Raw genomic sequence first — 19,503 nt, 5'->3', positions numbered from 1 at the left:
GGCGGTACTTACTCGCCCACTTCGCCGTACGCGGCGAGCAGGACGGCCGGGTCGGGGCCTTCGAGCACCGTCGGCTTGGCGAGGCCGTCGAGGACGATGAAGCGGAGGAGGTCGCCGCGGGACTTCTTGTCGACCTTCATGGTCTCCAGCAGCTTGGGCCACTGGTCGTAGCGGTAGCTGAGCGGCAGCCCGACCGACTCGAGGACCGTGCGGTGCCGGTCCGCCGTCGCGTCGTCCAACCGGCCCGCGAGACGGCCGAGTTCGGCCGCGAAGTGCATTCCTACGGCCACCGCCGCGCCGTGGCGCCACTTGTAGCGCTCGTTCTTCTCGATGGCGTGGGCGAGGGTGTGGCCGTAGTTGAGGATCTCGCGCAGGCCCGACTCCTTGAGGTCGGCCGAGACGACCTCGGCCTTGACCTTGATGGAGCGCTCGATCAGCTCGGCGGTGTGCGGGCCCGCCGGGGTGCGGGCGGACTCCGGGTCGGACTCGATGAGTTCGAGGATCACCGGGTCGGCGATGAAGCCTGCCTTGATGATCTCGGCGAGCCCTGAGACGTAGTCGTTGACCGGGAGGGAGTCCAGCGCGGCGAGGTCGCAGAGCACACCGGCCGGCGGGTGGAAGGAGCCGACCAGGTTCTTGCCCTCGGCGGTGTTGATGCCGGTCTTGCCGCCGACGGCCGCGTCGACCATGGCGAGCACGGTCGTCGGTACGGCGATCCAGCGGACCCCGCGCAGCCAGGTCGCGGCGACGAAGCCGGCCAGGTCGGTGGTGGAGCCGCCGCCGACGCCGACGATGACGTCGGAGCGGGTGAAGCCGGACTGGCCCAGGGCCTTCCAGCAGTAGGCGGCGACCTCGGCGGTCTTGGCCTCCTCCGCGTTCGGCACCTGGATGGCCACGGCCTCGAAGCCCTGCCCGGCCAGGTCGGCGCGCAGCGCCTCACCCGTCTCGTCGAGCGCCTCGGGGTGGATGATGGCGACCCGCTTGGCCCGGTCGCCGACCAACCCGCCCAGTTCGCCCAGGAGTTGACGGCCCACCAGGACCTCGTACGGGTCGCTGCCCGCCGTGCCGCCGACCTGGATCCGCGTCACTGACTCGCTCATGCTTCCTTCAACTCCAGTGCGTCCAGGACGGCTTGGGTGACGTCCTCGGGGGTGCGGCCGTCCGTGGGTACGACTGCCTGCGCGACCTCGGCGTACAAGTGCCGCCTGGCTTCCATCAGTTCGCGCCACTGCTTGCGCGGGTTGATCGCGAGCAGCGGGCGGGCCGCGTTGAGGCCGGTGCGCTTGACCGCTTCGTCCACGTCCATGGAGAGGTAGACGACCCGGTGTCCGGCGAGCAGCGCGCGCGTGTCCTCGTCGAGGATCGAGCCGCCGCCGAGCGCGAGGACGCCGTCGTGCCCGGCGAGTGCCTGGTGCACGGCGCGCTTCTCGATCGCGCGGAAGACGGGCTCGCCCTCGTCGACGAAGATCTCGGCGATGGTGCGGCCCTCGGTGGCCACGATGTCGTCGTCGGTGTCCCGGTAGCCGACGCCGAGCCGCTCGGCGAGCTGCTGCCCGACGGTGGACTTGCCGACGCCCATGGGACCGACCAGGACGACGAGCGGGGTCGCGGTCACCGGATGGCCAGGTTCTCGAGGTACGAGCGGACGTTACGGCGGGTCTCGGGCACCGAGTCGCCGCCGAACTTCTCCGCGACGGCGTCCGCGAGGACCAGCGCCACCATCGCCTCGGCGACAATGCCGGCGGCGGGAACCGCGGAGACGTCGGAGCGCTGGTGGTGGGCCTGCGTGGCCTCACCGGTGGCCACGTCGACGGTCTGCAGGGCACGCGGCACGGTCGCGATGGGCTTCATCGCGGCGCGGACGCGCAGCAGTTCGCCGGTGCTCAGCCCGCCCTCGGTACCACCGGAACGACCGGAGACCCGACGAATACCCTCATCGGTGTTCACGATCTCGTCGTGCGCCTGCGAGCCGGGCACCCGGGCCAGTTCAAAACCGTCACCGATCTCGACACCCTTGATCGCCTGGATACCCATGAGGGCACCGGCGAGACGGGCGTCCAGCTTGCGGTCCCAGTGCACATGCGAACCGAGGCCCACGGGAACGCCGTAGGCGAGGATCTCGACGACCCCACCGAGCGTGTCGCCGTCCTTGTGGGCCTGGTCGATCTCGGCCACCATCGCCTTCGACGCGTCCGCGTCCAGGCAGCGCACCGGGTCGGTGTCCAGCTTCTCGACATCGGCGGGCGTAGGCAGGACACCCCGCGGGGCCTTTGCGGAGGCCAACTCGACGACGTGCGAGACGATCTCGATCCCGGCCGTCTCCTTGATGTACGACCGGGCCACCGCGCCCAGCGCGACACGGGCCGCCGTCTCCCGCGCGGAGGCACGCTCCAGGATCGGCCGGGCCTCGTCGAAACCGTACTTCTGCATACCGGCGAGGTCGGCGTGCCCGGGCCGCGGCCGGGTAAGCGGCGCATTGCGGGCGAGCCCCGCCAGAATCTCGGGGTCGACCGGGTCGGCCGCCATGACCTGCTCCCACTTGGGCCACTCGGTGTTGCCCACCATGATGGCCACCGGCGAACCGAGGGTCAGGCCGTGCCGGACACCGCCGAGGAAGGTGACCTCGTCGCGCTCGAACTTCATGCGAGCACCGCGTCCATAGCCGAGCCGGCGCCGGGCCAGGTGGTCCGCCACCATGTCCGTGGTGATCGGCACGCCGGCGGGAAGACCCTCCAGCGTCGCCACGAGTGCGGGACCGTGGGACTCCCCCGCGGTCAGCCAGCGCAACCTGCTCAACGGTGCTCCTCATGCTCGCGCCCTGGTACTGCTGCGTACGCGCGTCCTCGCATACGCCGACGGCGCGACCGGGTGCGCGGCCCTGGCCCGCCGCCCCCGATCCTCCCACGTCCGGGGCGCGGACCCGGCCTACGGTCCAGGGGGCGGACGGGGCGGGGCAAGGGACGACGACGGACTTGGGCCTTCTCGCCCTGCTGTTCCGGGCTGAGGCCAGCCGAGGTCAGGGGCCGACCGACTCGCGCTCGGTCGCGTTGCGGGGGCCGGGTGAGGGGTTGGGCGACGGCTCCTTGAGAGCCGTGGCGGGGCGAGGGCCGAGGTCAGGAGCCGGCCGGCGGCCACTTGCCTGCCCTGTCGGGTCCGGCCCAGCGGTCTGCCGACGTCTTCTCGACCGCCCCGCCCAACCCCGGTCAGCAGTCGGGCTCTGTCTCCTGGCCCGCTCCGCCAGGCCCAAGGCGACGCCTCGCCGATGCAGTCCAGTCCACCGTGTCTCCACCGCCCCAGGACCGGCAATCAGTCGACCGCGGTGCTTACCCCGCCGTCGGCCAACCCCACCTCACCGCTCCGCCAACGCCCTCTCCCCCGCCCTCCGCATCACGTCCACCGGCGCCGGCCGACACCCCGTCATCTGTTCCACCTGGAGTACCGCCTGATGCACCAGCAGATCGAGTCCGCTCACCACCGCGCCCCCGTAGCCGGACCAGCGGGCCGCGAGATCCGTGGGCCAGGGGTCGTACAGGACGTCGAAAAGCGTGGCGGGGCGTTCCGGTACCGCGGAGGAAAGGGCGTCGGTCGTGCCGGCCGGCGTCGTGGCGAAGACCAGGGGTGCACGCAGCCCCTCCGCCGCGTCCGCCCAGTCCGCCGTGCGTACCTCTACGTCCAGCCGCTTCCCCCACTGCCGCATCTCCGCCGCGCGCGCCTCGCTGCGGACGTACGCGACGACCTCGCCCGTGCAGATCCGGGCGAGGGCGGCGAGGGCGGAGGAGGCGGTGGCGCCGGCGCCGAGGATGGCGGCGGAGTCGACCTGTTCGATGCCGTGTTCACGGAGGGCGGCGACCATGCCTGGGATGTCGGTGTTGTCGCCGACGCGTCGGCCGTCCTCCGTGACGACGACTGTGTTCACCGCGTCCACCGACGCCGCTGTCTCGCTGATCTCGTCCAGCAGCGGTATCACGGCGCGCTTCAGCGGCATCGTCAGCGACAGGCCCGCCCACTCCGGGCCGAGGTCCTTGAAGAAGCCCGGCAGGGCTGCCTCGTCCACGTCGAAGCGGTCGTAGGACCAGTTGTCCAGCCCCAGCTCCCCGTATGCCGCGCGATGCAGCACCGGGGAGAGGGAGTGGGCGATGGGGGAACCGAGCACGGCGGCACGGCGGGCGTCAGTTGCCCGAGGTGGCATTGAACTTTTCCTTGAGTGCCTGGAATTCGGCGTACGTCTTGGCGAATTCGGTCTTGTTCTCGCCGTCGGTCGCCACGAAGTAGATCCAGCCGTCGTGGGTCGGATTCAGTGCCGCTGCCAGAGCCTCGTCACCGGGGTTGTCGATGGGACCGGGCGGGAGGCCCTTTTGGGTGTAGGTGTTGTACGGGTCCTTGTTGCTGTTGATCTCGGACTCGCTGATGTGGATGTTGCTCTGGCCCTTCAGGTAATTGAAGGTCGAGTCGAATTGCAGGTACCGGTTCGTCTCGGTGTTCGTGGTCTTGAGACGGTTGTAGACCACTTCGGCCATCTTGCGGAAGTCGTCGTGCGTCTTGCCCTCGGCCTGGACGAGGCTCGCGACCGTGATGACCTGCAGCGGGTCTTCCAGGTTGAGCGCCTTGGCCTTCGCTTCAAGGTCGATCGCGCCGTATTTGTCGCTGGCCTGGGCGACCATCTGCTTGAGGACCGTTTCGGGTTTCATGCCCTTTGCGGCGCCGTACGTGCCGGGGTAGAGGAAGCCCTCCAACGGGTCCTTGATGTCCTTGTTGCTGTTCGCCCAGCTGGGCAGCCCGAAGGACTTGTAATCCTTCTTGGCGATGGCCTTGGTGGTGCCGTCGGAAACCTGGAGTTTCTTGTCGATCTCCGCGTAGATCTTGGAGTTGCGCCAGCCCGTGGGGATGATCAGGTTGTCCTGGCTCTTCGGGTCGAGCATGAGCTTTACGGCGCTCGCGGCGGACATTTCCTTCTTGAGGAGAAAGACGCCAGCCTGGATCTTCTTGCCGTCGGGATTCTGCGACTGAGCGGCCACGAAGGCATCGACGCTCTTTACGACGCCCTGTTTCTTCAGCTCCTGCCCGATGGTGTAGCCACCCGCCCCCTTGGGGATGGTGACGCTCACCGAACCGGTGCCGTCGCCCGCGTAGTCCGGCGCCGAGCCGAAACGGTTCTGGTAGAACTGGTAGCCGAAGTAGCCGACCGTGGCCAGGCCGCCGCCGAACACCATGACGACCACAAGGCAGGCGCAGCCGTTGCGGCGCTTCCTCTCCTTGCCGCCTTTGTCCTTGCCTTTGCCGCCTTTGCCCCGTCGGCGCCCGTCCGGCTCGTCGTCGGCCTCGTCATCGTCGTCGCCGCCACCCGCGAAGAACGCATGTTCGCCCTGATCGGGTCCCGGGTCCCAGTCCGTCTGCTCCGGCTCCGGCTCGGTGCGTCGCTTGCCGGGCGGCTCGGGCGGTGGGAACGCGTCGGGCGTGCCGTAGAAATCGGGCTGTTGTTCGCCATAGGCGGCGGCCTGCTGCGCGTACGGGTCGCCGGGGTCCGCGGCGTACGGGACCTGCGCGGGCGCGCCGGTACCGTCCCAGCCGCCCTGCTGATATTGCTGCTGCTGAGCGGCGTACTGCTGATGGCTCTGATCGGCGTACTGCTGATGGTCCGCCCACTGCTGCTGGCCGGGGTAGTGCGGGTTGCCCTGTTCGTCGTAGACCGGGTACTGCTGCTGCGCCTGACCGTAGTCGGCCTGCTGGCCATGGCCCCAGTCGCCGTACTGCTGCGGCTGCTGCGGCTGTTCCGGGTAGTGCTGCGGCTGGCCGCCGTAGGAGGACTGCTGCCCCTGCTGGGCCTGCTGTCCTTCCCATCCGACGTCCCCGAACAACGGGTCCTCCGGATGCCACGGTTCGGAGCCTGGGCCCCGGCCATACTCAGTCATCGATCCCCTAGAGCCGCGAGGCGGCGGTCGCGGCGCTTGCGGCTCCGGCTCCCGTCCCGCCTCTTGCTGTGCCATGGCTGTTCGAACACCATCGCATCGCGCGGAACGTTACCGTATCGCGATCAGATGACCACTTCGACGCCCTCGCCGGGTGGTTTACCTGACACCCGTTCGGATTCCAGCGCCTGCTGGAGGATGATGACCGCGGCCGCCTGGTCGATGACCGACCGGCCCTTCTTGGACTTCACCCCGGAGGCGCGCAGTCCCTGACTGGCCGTCACCGTGGTCATCCGTTCGTCCAACAGTCTGACCGGTACCGGGGCGATGCCCTTCGCGAGTTCCTGGGCGAAGGCCCGGACCTTCACCGCGGCCGGTCCCTCGCCCCCCTTGAGGGAGCGCGGGAGGCCGACGACGACTTCGATCGGTTCGTACTCCTCGGCGAGCTGCTTCAGCCGGCGGTGCGCCGCCGGGATGTCGCGGCCGGGGACCGTCTCGACGGGAGTCGCGAGGATCCCGTCGGGGTCGCACGAGGCGACCCCGATCCGGGCGTCCCCGACGTCGATCGCGAGTCGACGTCCTCTTCGCATGTTCGCGGCCGTTTCTTACTTGGCCGTGTCGGCGACGAGGCGTTCGACAGCGTCCACGGCCTCGCCGACCGCGGCCGGGTTCTGGCCACCGCCCTGGGCCACGTCCGGCTTGCCGCCACCGCCGCCGCCGAGGGTCTTGGCAGCCGCGCGGACCAGGTCGCCGGCCTTGAGACCGCGCTCGCGAGCGGCCTCGTTGGTGGCGATGACCGTCAGCGGCTTGCCGTTGTTGACCGTGAAGAGGGCCACTACGGCGGCCCGGCCGCCCTGGATACGGCCGCGCACGTCGAGGACCAGCTTGCGCAGGTCGTCGGCGCTCGTGCCGTCCGGCACCTGGCCGGTGACCAGCGCGACACCGTGCACGTCCTTGGCGGACTCGACGAGACCGGCCGCGGCCTGCAGCACCTTCTCGGCGCGGAACTTCTCGATCTCCTTCTCGGCGTCCTTCAGCTTGCCGAGCATGGCGGAGACCTTCTCCGGCAGTTCCTCCGGGCGCCCCTTCATCAGCTCCTGGAGCTGGGCGACGACCGTGTGCTCACGGGCGAGGAAGTTGTAGGCGTCGACACCGACGAGCGCTTCGATACGGCGGACTCCGGAGCCGATCGACGACTCACCGAGCAGCTTGACCAGGCCGAGCTGCGAGGTGTTGTGGACGTGGGTACCGCCGCACAGCTCCTTGGAGAAGTCGCCGATGGTGACGACGCGGACCCGCTCGCCGTACTTCTCTCCGAACTCGGCGATGGCGCCCTGCTTCTTGGCCTCGTCGAGGCTGAGGATCTCGGCGTGCACGTCCAGGTCGCGGGCGAGCACCTCGTTGATCTTCTGCTCGACGTCGGTCATCACGGCCGTGGGAACCGCGGACGGCGATCCGAAGTCGAAGCGGAAGCGGCCCGGCTGGTTCTCGGAACCGGCCTGCGCGGCCGTCGGACCGAGGGCGTCACGCAGCGCCTGGTGGGTGAGGTGAGTGGCCGAGTGGGCGCGGGCGATGGCGGTACGACGGCGGATGTCGATCGCGGCCTCGGCCTTGGCGCCGACGGTGACCTCGCCGTACTGGACGACGCCCTTGTGGACGTAGACCCCGGGCACCGGCTTCTGGCAGTCGCGGATCTCGATCACGGCACCGGACTCGACCTTGATGCGGCCGGTGTCGCCGATCTGGCCGCCGCCCTCGGCGTAGAAGGGGGTGCGGTCGAGGACGATCTCGACCTCGTCGCCCTCGGTCGCGGCCGGGGAGGAGACGCCGTCGACGAGGATGCCGACGATGGTGGACTCGCCCTGGGTGTCCGAGTAGCCGATGAAGTCGGTCTCGCCGGCCTTGTCGGCGATCTCGCGGTAGGCGCCGACGCCCGCGTGGCCGGTCTTCTTGGCCTGCGCGTCGGCCTTGGCCTGGTCGCGCTGCTGCTTCATCAGGCGCCGGAAGCCGTCCTCGTCCACGGAAAGGCCCTGTTCGGCGGCCATTTCGAGGGTGAGGTCGATCGGGAAGCCCCAGGTGTCGTGGAGCAGGAACGCCTTGTCGCCGGCGAGGACCTTGCCGCCGGACTGCTTGGTGTCGGCGATGGCGGTGTCGAGGATGTTGGTGCCGGCCTTCAGCGTCTTGACGAAGGCGGCCTCCTCGGCGAGGGCCACGGTCTCGATGCGCTGCCGGTCGGTGACGAGCTCCGGGTACTGCTGGCCCATCATCGCGATGACCGTGTCGATGAGGTCCTTGACGACCAGACCGGTGGCACCGAGCAGCCGCATGTTGCGGATGGCGCGGCGCATGATGCGGCGCAGTACGTAACCGCGGCCCTCGTTACCGGGGGTCACGCCGTCGCCGATGAGCATCACGGACGTCCGCATGTGGTCGGTGACCACGCGCAGGGAGACGTCGGACTCGTGCGAGTCGCCGTACTCGACACCGGTCAGCTCGGTGGCCTTCTTGATGACGGCCATGGAGGTGTCGATCTCGTACATGTTCTGCACGCCCTGCAGGATCATCGCGAGGCGCTCAAGGCCGAGGCCCGTGTCGATGTTCTTGCTGGGCAGCTCGCCGAGGATCTCGAAGTCCTCCTTGCCGATGCCCTCGCCGCGCTCGTACTGCATGAAGACGAGGTTCCAGATCTCCACGTACCGCTCGTCGTTGACGGCCGGGCCGCCCTCGACGCCGAACTCGGGGCCGCGGTCGTAGTTGATCTCGGAGCACGGGCCGCAGGGTCCGGGGACGCCCATCGACCAGTAGTTGTCCTTCTTGCCGAGGCGCTGGATGCGCTCGGCCGGGACGCCGATCTTCTCGCGCCAGATGGTCTCGGCCTCGTCGTCGTCGAGGTAGACGGTGATCCACAGGCGCTCGGGGTCGAGGCCGTAACCACCCTTGTCCTGGGGCGAGGTGAGCAGCTCCCAGGCGTAGGTGATCGCGCCTTCCTTGAAGTAGTCGCCGAAGGAGAAGTTGCCGCACATCTGGAAGAACGTGCCGTGGCGGGTGGTCTTGCCGACCTCTTCGATGTCGGGCGTGCGCACGCACTTCTGCACGCTGGTGGCGCGCGGCCACGGCGGCTTGACCTCGCCGAGGAAGTACGGCTTGAAGGGGACCATGCCGGCGGGGACCAGGAGCAGAGTCGGGTCGTCCGCGATGAGCGACGCCGAGGGAACGACGGTGTGGCCGCGCTCCTCGTAGAAGCTCAGCCAGCGGCGGCGGATTTCAGCCGACTCCATCAGTGGTCCTCATTCCGGTTGTACGAGTACGTCGTCCTGTCGTTTCTTTCGACGGACATCGGGGTGTTGCGGTTCTCGATGGCGATGTGCCCCCGGGGCGCCGGGAGTTCGGGGTCCACGGGAGCGTTGATCCCGAGCGCGTCGCCGAGTTCGGCCTCGCGCTGGGCCATGCCCGCGCGGACGTCGAGCGCGAAGTGCACCGCGCTGTCCTTGAGCCGGTGGCCCGCGTCGAGCGCCTTGTTGGCCGCCGCGACGGCGAGGTGCTCGGGGGTCAGCTGCTTCAGCTTGCGATTGACCTTGGTGGTCGCCCAGACACCGGCGGCTACGCCCGTGCCGAACCAGAACGTACGGCGGAACATCGCTCGGTCAGTCCTTCTTCCGGGTGCGCTTGCCCCGCCGTCCGGCCGGGACGGTACGGCCCACGATCACCGTACGACGGGACGCCCCGGACGGCGCGGGCACGTCCTCGCGGCGGCCGCCCAGGGCCCGGCGGACACCGTAGCCGAAGGCCGCGACCTTGACGAGGGGCCCGCCGAAGGTGGAGGCGACGGTGGTGGACAGTGCGGAGGCGTTCGAGGTGACTTCCTGGACGTCGGTGGCGATCGCGTCGACCCGGTCGATCTGGGTCTGCGCGGAGCGCACCGCCGCGGAGGCATCGGCCAGCAGCGGCACGGCCTGGTCGGTCACGTCCGCGACCAGCTTGGTGGTCGCCTTGAGCGTCTGGGCCAGCCTCACCAGTGCGACGGCGAGGAACGAGACCAGGATCGCCCAGAAGACGGCCACCAGGATCCCGGCCACTTCTCCACCGGACACCTGACACCCGCTCTCATAAACGCTTGTTGATGACTCGTCCCGAGCCTATCGCGCCGGAGGCGGCGCCCCGTAAACCCCTGTGGATAACCGCTGCCGAGCCTATCGCGCCGGGGGTGGCGCTCCGTACCGCATTACCGCCCCGCGCACACTGGAGTTGCGCGAAGCGATTGTACGGACTGAATACGGTTCAGTACGCTCCGTGTTCCATGCGAGCTTCCCATGGCGGCGACGCCACCGCGGACGGCAATCTGCCCCTCGAACCCGACCGGTTCGTGGGCCGCTCGGCCGAACTCACCGAGCTGGCGCGGGCCCTCGACGCCTCGCGTCTGGTCACGGTGACCGGGCCCGGCGGGGTCGGCAAGTCGCGGCTCGCGGCCCACGCGGCTGCCCGGTCCGCACCCCCGGACGGCGTGTGGCGGGTGGAGCTGGCGCCGGTGCGCGACCCGGAACTCGTGGACTTCGCGGTCGTGGAGGCGCTGGGGCTGACGGATCACACCGCGCGGCTGCCGCGCGAGGCACTGCTCGCGCACCTGACGGACCGTCAACTCCTCTTGGTGCTGGACGGGTTCGAGCATCTGGTCGAGGTGTGTGCCGAGCTGGTGGCCGAGTTGCTCGGGCGGGTGCCGGGGCTGCGGGTGCTCGCGGTGGGGCGGCGGCCGTTGGAGCTGGCGGGTGAACGGGTCGTCGCGGTGGCGCCGTTGGGCGAGGACGAGGCGGTGGAACTGTTCGCCGACCGGGCCGCGCAGCAAGGGGTCGTACTCCAGGACGAGCCGGACGTACGGGAGTTGTGCCGGCGGCTCGACGGGATTCCCCTTGCCGTCGAGCTGGCGGCGGGGCGGCTGCGGGCGCTGTCGCCCGGGGAGTTGCTGGCGCGGTTCGACGACCGGTTCCGGCTGCTGGCCGGCGGGCGCAGGGACGCGCTCCCCCGGCACCAGACACTCCGCACGGCGATCGGCTGGAGCCATGAACTGTGCACGCCCGAGGAGCGGTTGCTGTGGGCGCGGCTGTCGGTGTTCGCCGGGCGCTTCGACCTGGAGGCCGCCGAGTACGTGTGCGGCGGCGACGGACTGCACACGGACGGCGTCCTCGACGTGCTCTCCGAACTCCTCGCGCAGTCCGTGGTCGTCCGCGAGCAGACGCCGACAGGCGTGCGCTACCGCATGCTCGACACGATCCGGGCCTACGGCGCCGACTGGCTGGAGGCGGCCGGGGACGCGGCCCGGCTGCGGCGCAGACACCGCGACTGGTATCTGGGCCTGGCCACCTGGTGCGAGCTGGACTGGTTCTCGCCGCGCCAGGGCGAGGTCGCCGCGCGGGTCGAGGCGGAGCTGCCGAATCTCCGCGGAGCCCTGGAGTACTGCCTGACCGAGCCGGACGAGACACACCTGGGCCAGTACCTCGCCGGCTCGCTCTGGTTCTACTGGGCGGGCTGCGGGCGCCTCGCGGAGGGCCGGCACTGGCTGGAGCAGGCCGTACAGCTGGACGCCGAGGACACGGCGAACGACCAGTCACGGCTGAAGGCCCTGTGGGTGCTGGGCTATGTGGCGATCCTCCAGGGCGACACCGTGCCCGCGCTGGCGGCCCTCCAGGAATGCCGCGAGGAGGCGGACGAGGCCGCGAACCCCACGGCGGTCGCCTACGCCGAACACCGCACCGGCTGCCTGGCGTTGGTCACGGACGACATGCCGCGCGCGGAGACCCTGCTGCGCTCGGCGCTCGACCGCTACCAGCAGATCGGCGAGCTCAACAGCAACGTGCTGATGGGCCAGGTCGAGCTGGCCATGACCCGGGCTTTCCAGGGCGATCTCGCGGACGCCGTGAAGCTGTGCGAGGACGTCAGGCGCGTGTGCGAGGACCACGGCGAGCGCTGGACCCGGGCGTACGCGCTGTACGTCCTGGCGTACGTCGCCTGGAGCGACGGCGAACTCCCCCTCGCCCGCGACCTGTTGGCGGACTGCCTGGGCAGCGCGCACGGCTTCCGCGATCTGCTGGGCTCGGTGCTCGCGGTCGAGCTGCTGGCCCTCGTCACCGCGGCGGAGGGCGATGCCGCCGAGGCCGCGCTGCTGCAGGGCGCGGCGGCCGGGATGTGGCCCTCGGTGGGGCTGCCGCTGTTCGGCTCGGCGTACTACAACGCGCCGCACGAACTGTGCGAGGCGATGGCCCGCGAGCGGCTCGGCGACGAGCGGTACGCGGAGTGCGTACGGGAAGGGGCGCGGCTGGGCCGGGAGGCGGCTGTGGCCCGGGCGCTGGGGCCGTCGCGGGCGCTGGAGGCGGTGCCGGTGCCGCGCGGCCCGGTACGGCCCACGACGGTGAGCGTGGACATGCGAAAGCCCGCCGCCTCGCCCACCCGGAAGGGCGGGGAGACGGCGGGCTGACGCGAAAGGTGGTGCTACGTCCGTGAGGTGATCAGCGGGCGTAGTACTCGACGACGAGCTGCTCGTCGCAGATCACCGGGATCTCCTTGCGGTTCGGCTCGCGGTCCAGGCGGAACGCCAGGGCGCCGAGGTTCACCTGGAGGTAGCGCGGGGTCTCGCCGTCGGGGGCGAAGCCACCGGCGCGGGAGACCTCGAACAGCGTCTTGCTGCGGCTGCGCTCGCGGACCATGACGACGTCGTCGGGCTTGACGCGGAAGGACGGCTTGTCGACCTTCTGGCCGTTGACCTCGATGTGGCCGTGGACGACCATCTGGCGGGCCTGGTAGATCGTGCGGGCGATGCCCGAACGAAGGACCAGCGCGTCGAGACGACGCTCCAGCTCGATGATCAGGGCCTCACCGGTCTTGCCCTGGACCTTGGAGGCACGCTCGTAGGCGCGGACGAGCTGGCGCTCGGACACGTCGTACTGCGCGCGCAGACGCTGCTTCTCCAGCAGACGGACCTTGTAGTCCGAGTTCTGCTTGCGGCCACGACCGTGCTCACCCGGCGGGTAGGGACGGGCCTCGAAGTACTTGACGGCCTTCGGGGTCAGCGCGATGCCGAGGGCACGCGACTTCTTGACCTTGGGGCGGGACTGATTCGCCACGATGTCTCTCTCTGTCTGTCGGCTTGTCAGAGTGGTGAGGGAGGTCGCATCCGCAGCCGGGGAAACCCGCCGGGACCCTTGCGGGACCTGGTGGGCAGCCGCTCCCCTGATCTGGGCACTACGTGCAGCACGCGAGTGGCCCACCGACCGGTTCCGTCCTGCGACGGATGGTGGTGGGCTGCCCGCGACACCATTCGAAAGGTGCGCGACGCTCCTGGAGCCGGTCCGAAAACCGGGGCTCCGGCTGACCGTCCCGTTCTGACTGCACGGGACACAGCACTTCGGGGGATTCTACAGGGTGCTCAGGACCGCTTACGACCAAGGTGTTTTCTGGTCCACTCCACGGCGTCCGCGTACCGCGCCTCGGCCCCGTGCCGGGTCGGCTCGTAGTACTCGCGGTCCTTCAGCTCCTCCGGGGCGTACTGCTGCTCGGCGATGCCCTCGGGCAGGTCGTGCGGGTAGACGTACCCCTGCGCGTGACCGAGCTTGGCCGCGCCCTTGTAGTGCCCGTCCCGCAGATGCATCGGCACCGGGCCCGCGTGCCCCTTGCGTACGTCCTCCATGGCGGCGCCGATCGCGTTGGTCGCCGCGTTCGACTTGGGCGCGAGGGCGAGCGCGATGGTGGCGTGGCTGAGGGTGAGCGCGGCCTCCGGGAAGCCGATCATCGCTACGGCCTGGGCGGCGGCGACCGCGATCGGCAGCGCGTTCGGATCCGCCAGGCCGATGTCCTCGCTCGCAGAGATCATCAGGCGGCGGGCGATGAAACGGGGGTCCTCTCCGGCCTCGATCATGCGGGCCAGATAGTGCAGGGCCGCGTCGACGTCCGAACCCCGGATGGACTTGATGAGGGCGCTGGCCACGTCGTAGTGCTGGTCGCCGTCGCGGTCGTACTTCACCGCCGCGCGGTCGACGGTCTCCTCCAGGGTCTGGAGGGTGATGTCCGGCTCGCCCTTGTCGAGGGCGGCTCCGGCGGCGGCCTCCAGGGCGGTGAGCGCACGGCGGGCGTCGCCGCCGGCGATGCGCAGCAGGTGGTTCTCGCTGTCCTCGGGGAGCGTGACCGCGTCCTTCAGGCCGCGCTCGTCGGACAGCGCGCGGCGGAGCAGGGCGCGCAGGTCCTCGTCCGTGAGGGGTTCGAGGGTGAGGAGGAGGGAGCGGGACAGGAGCGGGGAGATCACCGAGAAGTACGGGTTCTCCGTGGTCGCCGCGATCAGGGTGATCCAGCGGTTCTCGACGGCCGGGAGCAGGGAGTCCTGCTGGGCCTTGCTGAAGCGGTGGATCTCGTCGAGGAAGAGGACGGTCTCCTTGCCGAAGCCTCCGGTGGCCCGGCGGGCGCCTTCGATGACCGCGCGGACCTCCTTCACGCCGGCGGTGATCGCGGACAACTCCACGAACCGCTTGTTGGTCGCCTTGGAGACGACGTAGGCGAGGGTCGTCTTTCCGGTGCCGGGCGGGCCCCAGAGGAGCACCGAGGAAGCTCCGGCCGGGCCGCCCGATCCCTCCCCGACCAGTCGGCGCAGGGGCGAGCCCGGCTTCAGCAGATGCTGCTGGCCCACGACCTCGTCGAGGGTGCGCGGGCGCATCCGCACCGCCAGGGGACTGCTGGACGGGTCCTTCTCCTGGCGTTCTTCCGCGGCGGCGGTGAATAGGTCGGGCTCCACGTCCAAAACCCTATGTCACGCCACTGACAATCCGGTCGGGGCCGGGGTAGGGCCTGTCCGGCGGATCAGGTCGCAGGAAAACGGCAGGGCCTGATCGGCGCCGGTGAGCGGGGCGTGGTGCGTGCAGCTGCAAGGCGGAGGAGGGAGGCGACGCAGAGCGTCGGCGACCGACGACGACGCCGCTGGGGGTCCCCCCACGCCTTTAAGGCAGTGGGGGAGTGCGTGCCACGCCCCGCGTCTGCGACCTGATCCGCCGGACAGGTCCTAGGCCCAGAGCTGGGTGCCCCAGCGGGTCAGGATCAGCATGGCGATGATGCCGATGTGGGTGACCGGGAGGACCCAGGTGAACTCGCCCAGGAAGTTCTTGACCGGGCGCGGGGCCTTCAGGAAGTCGTTGCGGATGTTGAACGACGTCACGTACCAGAACATCGTGATCGTGGCGACCCAGGCCAGCGAGCACCACAGGCACAGCGCGTTGATCCGGTACAGCGACTGGAACTGCAGCCAGGTGCAGAAGGCCACCCCGAAGAGCGTGCCGAAGTTGAAGGTCAGCCAGTACCAGCGCGGGAACTGGACCCGGGTCAGCAGGCTGACGCCGACGCAGATGACGATTCCGTAGGCGACCAGGCCGAGCATCGGGTTCGGGAAGCCGAAGGCGGCGGCCTGCTTGCTCTCCATGACGCTGCCGCAGGACACGATCGGGTTGATGCTGCAGCTCGGGGTGAACGTCTTCCCGGCTACCTTGCCCTCAAGGATCTTGAACTTGTCGATCGTGATGACCCAGGCGGCGAGCAGTCCGGCCGCACCGGTGATCATCAGCAACAGGGCGAAGGCCCGGCTGCTGCCCACCGTGCGCGGCTCCGCGGCCGTGTGCTCCGGCTCGGAGTCGGTGGAGACGTCCTTCACTGTCGTCTTGCTCATCACGCCGATCCGTCACTTGAGAGTTGGACCTTCTTCGGGCACGGCCATTGTGCCGCACGCGCACCTCTGTCCACCGTTCGATGGACATAAGGAAGTACGCACGGTCGTCCCTGAGCGCTCGATTCCGGACGATGCTCATGGCATGACAACACAGGCGAACGAACTCGCAGTGGATGTGCGGGGGCTGCGCAAGCAGTACGGGGACGTGACCGCCGTGGACGGAATCGACCTGGAGATCCGCACGGGAGAGGTGTTCGGCCTGCTCGGACCCAATGGGGCGGGCAAGAGCACCACCGTCGAGATCCTCCAGGGCAACCGAGGCCGGGACGCGGGTGAGGTGTCGGTGCTCGGCTCGGACCCGGCGACGGGCACACGCGCGTGGCGTTCGCGGGTCGGGATCGTCTGGCAGGACGAATCGGCACCCGCGGAGTTGACGGTCGGCGAGACCGTACGGCACTTCGCGCGCTACTACCCCCGGCCGCGCGACCCCGAGGAGGTCATCGGCCTGGTCGGTCTTGAGGCCAAGGTGGACAGCCGCATCAAGGCCCTGTCGGGCGGACAGCGCAGGCGTCTCGACGTGGCCCTCGGGGTGATAGGCGGCCCCGATCTCCTCCTCCTGGATGAGCCGACGACCGGCTTCGACCCGGCGGCCCGGCGCCAGTTCTGGGACCTGATCCGCAAGCTCGCCGACGAGGGCACCACGATCCTCCTCACCACGCACTACCTGGAGGAGGCGGAGAACCTCGCCGACCGCCTCGCCATCGTCGCCAAGGGCCGCGTGGTCGCCGAGGGCGAACCGGCCGCCCTGCGCGAACGCCACGGCACCGGAGCCACGGTCGAGTGGACGGACCTGGACGGCACCCCGCGCGCGGAGCACACGGAGACTCCTACCAAGGTCGTAGCCGAGCTCATGCACCGCTTCGACGGCGAGATCCCCGGGCTGCTGGTCAGCCGCCCCACCCTGGAGGACGTCTACCTCCGCCTGACCGGACAGGAGGACGCGCGATGACCACGACCACGAACACGACCACCGTACGGCCCCGGACGAGGACCTCCGGAGACCGGCTGCCCAGTGCCTGGGGACTCGGATTGCGCCGCGGGTCGCTGGAACTCAAACAGTTCTTCCGGCAGCGCGACCAGGTGGTGTTCACCTTCGCCTTCCCGGTCGTCTTCCTGTTCCTCTTCGCGTCGATCTTCAAGGACGACGTCCGGGGCGCGGGCGTCAACGCCTCCCAGCTCTACGTCCCGGCCATGATGGCCGCCGGCATCATGTCGACGAGTTTCCAGTCCCTCGGCATCTCGATCGCGATCGAGCGGGACGAGAAGGTGCTGCGCAGGCTGCGCGGCACGCCGATGCCGCCGGCCGCGTACTTCCTCGGCAAGATCTGGCTGGTTCTGGTCACGGGCCTGATGGAGACGGCGATCCTGCTCCTCGTCGGCACCACGCTCTACGACGTGGACCTGCCCTCGTCCGCGGTGAAGTGGCTGGACTTCGGGTGGATCTTCGTGCTCGGTCTGACGGCGTGCGCACTGCTCGGCATCGCGGTCAGCTCGGTCCCGAAGTCCGGAAAGAGCGCGACCTCCGTGGTCGTACTCCCTTTCCTGGTCCTGCAGTTCATCTCCGGGGTGTACATCTCCATCGACACCATCCCGGACTGGATGCTCAACATCGGTGCCCTGTTCCCGCTGAAGTGGATGTGCCAGGGGCTGCGCGGGGTGTTCCTGCCCAGTTCGGCGCAGGTGCTGGAGCAGGCCGGGAGCTGGGAGTTCGGGAAGGTCGCGCTGGTGCTCGGGGCGTGGTGCGTCGGAGGATTGCTGCTGTGCCTGCTGACCTTCCGGTGGAAGAACCGGCGCGACGGATGACGGCTCCGCACGGGGCGTCGGGCTCGTACACCTGGGACCGCTCCTTCCGGCTCTGGGACACGTACTTCGCCCTGATCTGGCTGGCCACCCTGGTGTTCGTGCTCGGCACGAGCCGGCCGGGGTGGCCGGTACGCGTCACTGCGGCCGCGCTGCTCGTCCCGCTGATCCCGCTCTACGTCTGGACGGGCCGCCCGGTCCTCCAGGGCGACCCACCGGACGAACGCCGGGCGGTCGGCTACCTGATCGCGGAGATGGCGCTGTTCCTGCCCTCGGCGGTCCTGGTCGGCGAGACCCGATTGCTGGCCTTCGCGCTCGTCCCGCCCTGCTTCATGGTGCTGAGGCTGCGCTGGGCGCTGATCGCGGTGACCGTGATCAACATCGCGCCCGTGATCGGCTGGGCGCTGCTGTGGTGGCCGAGCGCGCAGGACGTGTTCTTCAATTCCGTCTTCGCGGTGGTCACCCTGGTCTTCTCGATGGCCCTAGGCACCTGGATCATCCGCGTCATCGAACAGAGCCAGGAGCGCGCGGAGTTGATAGCCGAGCTGGACGCCAGCCGCCACGAGGTCTCCCGACTGTCCTCGGCCCACGGCGCGTTGGCCGAACGGGAGCGGATGGCCCGCGAGATCCACGACACCCTCGCCCAGGGTTTCACCAGCCTGCTGATGCTGACCCAGGCGGTGGAGGCGGAGCTGGACGACGATCTCCCGCAGGCGAGACGGCACTTGGCCCTGATGGACGAGACGGCCCGGCAGAACCTCGCCGAGGCCCGCGCCCTGGTCGCCGGCGGCACACCGGCCGACCTGGAGGGCGCGTCCCTCTCTGACGCCCTGCGCCGACTCGCCGCCCGCCATGACGCGACGCTCCAAGTCACCGGCCCCGCGCGTGCGTTGCCCGCAGGGCCGGAGGTGGTGGCCCTGCGCTCCTGCCAGGAGGCTCTCGCCAACGCCCGTAAGCATGCGGGGAGTTCGGCGAAGGTGAGCCTCTCGCTGGCGTACGCCGCTGAGCAACTCACCGTGTCGGTACGAGATGACGGGTGCGGGTTCGATCCGGGGGCGGTGTCCGGTGGTTACGGTCTGGCGGGGTTGCGGACGCGGGCGGCGGAGGTGGGTGGGACGGCGGTGGTGCGGAGTGCGGTGGGCGAGGGGACGACGGTGACGGTACGGCTGCCGGTATCGCCCGCATCACCTGTATCCCCTGAATCCCCCGCGTCGCCGGTATCGCCTCTGAGGAGTTCTCGATGATCCGGATCGTCCTCGCCGACGACCATCCCGTCGTACGGGAAGGCCTGCGCGCCATGCTCAGTGCCGAACCCGACCTCGATGTCGTCGCCGATGCCTCCAGTGGGCCGCAGGCGGAGGCGCTGGCGGCCGAGTTGAGGCCGGACATCGTGCTGATGGACCTGCGTATGCCGGGCGGCGGGGGCGTCGACTCCATCGTGCGGATGAGTGCGGCCGGGTTGCCGTGCCGGGTGATCGTCCTCACCACGTACGAGACCGACCGGGACATTCTGCGGGCCGTGGAGGCGGGGGCGGCGGGTTACCTGCTGAAGGATCTGCCGCGAGGTGAACTCGCCGACGCGGTACGGGCCGCCGCGCGGGGCGAGACCGTGTTGGCGCCGTCTGTGGCTGCGCGGTTGGTGGACCAGTTGCGGACGAAGCCGGAGCGGCCTCGGTTGTCCGAGCGGGAGGTTGCGGTGTTGCGGTTGGTGGCGGAGGGGTGCACCAACGCGGAGATCGGGCGGCGGTTGTTCATCGGGGAGTCGACGGTGAAAACCCATCTGCTGCGGGTCTTCGGCAAGTTGGGCGTCGATGACCGGACGGCCGCCGTGACGAGTGCGATGCGGTACGGGTTGCTGGACTGAGGATCCTCGCCCCCGCCGCCCCTACCCGTCCCATCCCCCAGGGGCTCCGCCCCTTCGACCCCGCCAGGGGGCTCCGCCCCCTGGACCCCCGCTCCTCAAACGCCGGAGGGGCTGAGATTTTGCCGGCCAGAATTTTCAAGCCCTGGTCCGCATCACTCAGCCCGTCCGGCGTTTGAGGACGA

The 19,503-nt window shown here is 69.7% G+C and carries 17 protein-coding genes; 5 read left to right on the top strand and 12 right to left on the bottom strand.

The features are described from left to right. Positions 1-8: 8 nt before the first annotated feature. The 9 genes from aroB to OG504_RS42515 all read right to left on the bottom strand — a co-directional run bounded on the left by aroB (position 9) and on the right by OG504_RS42515 (position 9,997). Positions 9-1,100, bottom strand: coding sequence for a 3-dehydroquinate synthase (aroB, locus tag OG504_RS42555; protein WP_405994548.1), 1,092 nt, complete (start codon positions 1,098-1,100; stop codon positions 9-11). Further along, complete coding sequence (locus tag OG504_RS42550; RefSeq protein WP_405994547.1) at positions 1,097-1,615, bottom strand: shikimate kinase; 519 nt, start codon at positions 1,613-1,615, stop codon at positions 1,097-1,099. The genes aroB and OG504_RS42550 overlap by 4 nt, the downstream gene beginning before the upstream one ends. After that, entirely contained in the window at positions 1,612-2,796 is a 1,185-nt protein-coding gene (gene aroC, locus OG504_RS42545) for a chorismate synthase (RefSeq protein WP_405994546.1), read from the bottom strand. The genes OG504_RS42550 and aroC overlap by 4 nt, the downstream gene beginning before the upstream one ends. Positions 2,797-3,349: 553 nt before the next feature. Beyond that, the gene (locus OG504_RS42540) at positions 3,350-4,189 is read right to left on the bottom strand and encodes a shikimate dehydrogenase (protein ID WP_405994545.1); all 840 of its coding nucleotides are present in this window, start codon (positions 4,187-4,189) and stop codon (positions 3,350-3,352) included. Continuing rightward, positions 4,170-5,909 carry an endolytic transglycosylase MltG gene (gene mltG, locus OG504_RS42535; RefSeq protein WP_405994544.1) on the bottom strand — a complete coding sequence of 580 codons (1,740 nt, stop codon included), beginning with the start codon at positions 5,907-5,909 and terminating at the stop codon, positions 4,170-4,172. The genes OG504_RS42540 and mltG overlap by 20 nt, the downstream gene beginning before the upstream one ends. A gap of 122 nt (positions 5,910-6,031) precedes the next feature. Further along, positions 6,032-6,496 carry a Holliday junction resolvase RuvX gene (gene ruvX, locus OG504_RS42530; RefSeq protein ID WP_033282278.1) on the bottom strand — a complete coding sequence of 155 codons (465 nt, stop codon included), beginning with the start codon at positions 6,494-6,496 and terminating at the stop codon, positions 6,032-6,034. Positions 6,497-6,511: 15 nt separating this feature from the next. After that, positions 6,512-9,184, bottom strand: coding sequence for an alanine--tRNA ligase (gene alaS, locus OG504_RS42525; RefSeq protein WP_405994543.1), 2,673 nt, complete (start codon positions 9,182-9,184; stop codon positions 6,512-6,514). Beyond that, positions 9,184-9,543 (bottom strand): hypothetical protein, encoded by a 360-nt coding sequence (locus OG504_RS42520; RefSeq protein ID WP_405994542.1) that lies wholly within the window; start codon positions 9,541-9,543, stop codon positions 9,184-9,186. Before OG504_RS42520 ends, alaS begins: the two co-directional genes overlap by 1 nt. 7 nt (positions 9,544-9,550) lie before the next feature. Then, positions 9,551-9,997, bottom strand: coding sequence for a DUF948 domain-containing protein (locus OG504_RS42515; protein ID WP_063744453.1), 447 nt, complete (start codon positions 9,995-9,997; stop codon positions 9,551-9,553). A gap of 206 nt (positions 9,998-10,203) precedes the next feature. Here OG504_RS42515 and OG504_RS42510 point away from each other — a divergent pair, with 206 nt between their 5' ends. After that, a complete protein-coding gene (locus tag OG504_RS42510) occupies positions 10,204-12,372 on the top strand; it encodes an ATP-binding protein (RefSeq protein ID WP_405994541.1) in 2,169 nt (722 codons plus the stop codon). 31 nt (positions 12,373-12,403) lie between these two features. On the opposite strand, the gene rpsD is transcribed toward OG504_RS42510, so the two are convergent. The 3 genes from rpsD to OG504_RS42495 form a co-directional block, all read right to left on the bottom strand. Next, complete coding sequence (rpsD, locus tag OG504_RS42505) at positions 12,404-13,018, bottom strand: 30S ribosomal protein S4 (RefSeq protein WP_019066381.1); 615 nt, start codon at positions 13,016-13,018, stop codon at positions 12,404-12,406. Positions 13,019-13,320: 302 nt separating this feature from the next. Then, positions 13,321-14,676 carry a replication-associated recombination protein A gene (locus OG504_RS42500; protein ID WP_405994540.1) on the bottom strand — a complete coding sequence of 452 codons (1,356 nt, stop codon included), beginning with the start codon at positions 14,674-14,676 and terminating at the stop codon, positions 13,321-13,323. Positions 14,677-14,940: 264 nt separating this feature from the next. Continuing rightward, positions 14,941-15,597, bottom strand: a complete 657-nt coding sequence (locus OG504_RS42495; RefSeq protein WP_405994539.1) for a vitamin K epoxide reductase family protein — start codon at positions 15,595-15,597, stop codon at positions 14,941-14,943. A gap of 142 nt (positions 15,598-15,739) precedes the next feature. Here OG504_RS42495 and OG504_RS42490 point away from each other — a divergent pair, with 142 nt between their 5' ends. The 4 genes from OG504_RS42490 to OG504_RS42475 are packed head-to-tail and all read left to right on the top strand — an operon-like array spanning position 15,740 to position 19,321. Beyond that, on the top strand, positions 15,740-16,606 hold the full coding sequence (locus tag OG504_RS42490; RefSeq protein ID WP_393763742.1) for an ABC transporter ATP-binding protein: 867 nt from the start codon (positions 15,740-15,742) through the stop codon (positions 16,604-16,606). Beyond that, positions 16,603-17,460, top strand: a complete 858-nt coding sequence (locus OG504_RS42485; protein WP_405994538.1) for an ABC transporter permease — start codon at positions 16,603-16,605, stop codon at positions 17,458-17,460. Before OG504_RS42490 ends, OG504_RS42485 begins: the two co-directional genes overlap by 4 nt. Beyond that, positions 17,457-18,701, top strand: coding sequence for a sensor histidine kinase (locus tag OG504_RS42480; RefSeq protein ID WP_405994537.1), 1,245 nt, complete (start codon positions 17,457-17,459; stop codon positions 18,699-18,701). The genes OG504_RS42485 and OG504_RS42480 overlap by 4 nt, the downstream gene beginning before the upstream one ends. Beyond that, the gene (locus OG504_RS42475) at positions 18,698-19,321 is read left to right on the top strand and encodes a response regulator (protein ID WP_405994536.1); all 624 of its coding nucleotides are present in this window, start codon (positions 18,698-18,700) and stop codon (positions 19,319-19,321) included. The genes OG504_RS42480 and OG504_RS42475 overlap by 4 nt, the downstream gene beginning before the upstream one ends. Positions 19,322-19,503 lie beyond the last annotated feature (182 nt).

Source organism: Streptomyces sp. NBC_00986, from assembly GCF_045162565.1.
Taxonomy (GTDB): Bacteria; Actinomycetota; Actinomycetes; order Streptomycetales; family Streptomycetaceae; genus Streptomyces.
Note: the sequence above shows the minus strand (reverse complement) of the source record. Positions and strands in the feature narration are given on the sequence as shown.

Coding starts and splice junctions, on each gene's coding strand:
- ruvX (WP_033282278.1), bottom strand. CDS start 6,496: ATGCGAAGAGGACGTCGACTCGCGATCGACGTCGGGGACGCCCGGATC.
- aroB (WP_405994548.1), bottom strand. CDS start 1,100: ATGAGCGAGTCAGTGACGCGGATCCAGGTCGGCGGCACGGCGGGCAGC.
- OG504_RS42540 (WP_405994545.1), bottom strand. CDS start 4,189: ATGCCACCTCGGGCAACTGACGCCCGCCGTGCCGCCGTGCTCGGTTCC.
- OG504_RS42510 (WP_405994541.1), top strand. CDS start 10,204: ATGCGAGCTTCCCATGGCGGCGACGCCACCGCGGACGGCAATCTGCCC.
- OG504_RS42520 (WP_405994542.1), bottom strand. CDS start 9,543: ATGTTCCGCCGTACGTTCTGGTTCGGCACGGGCGTAGCCGCCGGTGTC.
- OG504_RS42485 (WP_405994538.1), top strand. CDS start 16,603: ATGACCACGACCACGAACACGACCACCGTACGGCCCCGGACGAGGACC.
- OG504_RS42480 (WP_405994537.1), top strand. CDS start 17,457: ATGACGGCTCCGCACGGGGCGTCGGGCTCGTACACCTGGGACCGCTCC.
- OG504_RS42475 (WP_405994536.1), top strand. CDS start 18,698: ATGATCCGGATCGTCCTCGCCGACGACCATCCCGTCGTACGGGAAGGC.
- alaS (WP_405994543.1), bottom strand. CDS start 9,184: ATGGAGTCGGCTGAAATCCGCCGCCGCTGGCTGAGCTTCTACGAGGAG.
- OG504_RS42490 (WP_393763742.1), top strand. CDS start 15,740: ATGACAACACAGGCGAACGAACTCGCAGTGGATGTGCGGGGGCTGCGC.
- OG504_RS42495 (WP_405994539.1), bottom strand. CDS start 15,597: ATGAGCAAGACGACAGTGAAGGACGTCTCCACCGACTCCGAGCCGGAG.
- mltG (WP_405994544.1), bottom strand. CDS start 5,909: ATGACTGAGTATGGCCGGGGCCCAGGCTCCGAACCGTGGCATCCGGAG.